Annotated in this window: 1 protein-coding gene; it reads left to right on the top strand. The window is 44.6% G+C overall.

Annotated features, from left to right (window positions below):
- On the top strand, nucleotides 1-1009 hold a 1009-nt coding region (locus A3735_RS20210; protein WP_156499790.1), incomplete at both ends, for an AAA family ATPase.

Raw genomic sequence — 1009 nt, forward strand, 5'->3', positions numbered from 1 at the left:
AATGTTGTTAGCTGTTATCGAAGGCGAGCTTGATCTGATTCAGGTCGAGAAGCGCATTCGTGGTCGTGTTAAGAAGCAAATGGAAAAGAGTCAGCGCGAGTACTACCTGAATGAGCAAATGAAAGCTATCCAGAAAGAAATGGGAGCGATCAACGAAGGTGGTAACGAGTTCGAAGAGCTGGAAAACAAAATTCAAACGGTTGGCATGAGTGCAGAGGCCAAGAAGAAGGCTGAAGCAGAGCTTAAGAAGTTGAAGATGATGTCACCGATGTCTTCAGAGGCATCAGTTGTGCGAGGCTATGTTGAGTGGCTTGTAAATCTTCCCTGGAAGAAGAAAAGTAAAGTTCGACACGATATCGTTAAGGCAAGAGAAATTCTTGATGCAGACCACTATGGCCTAGAAGAGGTCAAAGACCGCATTATCGAATATTTAGCGGTACAGAGCCGGGTTAAGAAGCTTAAAGGGCCGGTATTGTGCTTGGTTGGGCCTCCTGGTGTAGGTAAAACCTCCTTGGGGCAATCTATTGCGAAGGCAACAAACCGAAAATATACCCGTGTTGCACTGGGTGGTGTGCGTGATGAAGCAGAGATTCGTGGTCATCGCCGAACTTATATCGGTTCAATGCCAGGTAAACTGATTCAGAAGCTTTCTAAAGTCGAAGTGAAGAACCCGCTGTTCTTGTTTGATGAAATCGATAAATTGGGTGCTGATCATCGTGGTGACCCGGCTTCGGCTTTGCTTGAGGTGTTAGATCCAGAACAAAATCATACCTTTAATGATCACTATCTAGAAGTAGATTATGATTTGTCCGATGTTATGTTTGTCTGTACCTCAAACTCAATGAACATCCCTCCGGCCTTGCTTGATCGTATGGAGGTTATCCGTATTCCGGGTTACACCGAAGATGAAAAGATCAATATCGCGCAAAAATACCTGATCCCGAAACAGATCAAAGATAATGGCCTGAAAAAAGGTGAGCTCGCTATTGCCGAAGATGCAATAAGAGAT

Source organism: Oleiphilus sp. HI0061 (assembly GCF_001635675.1).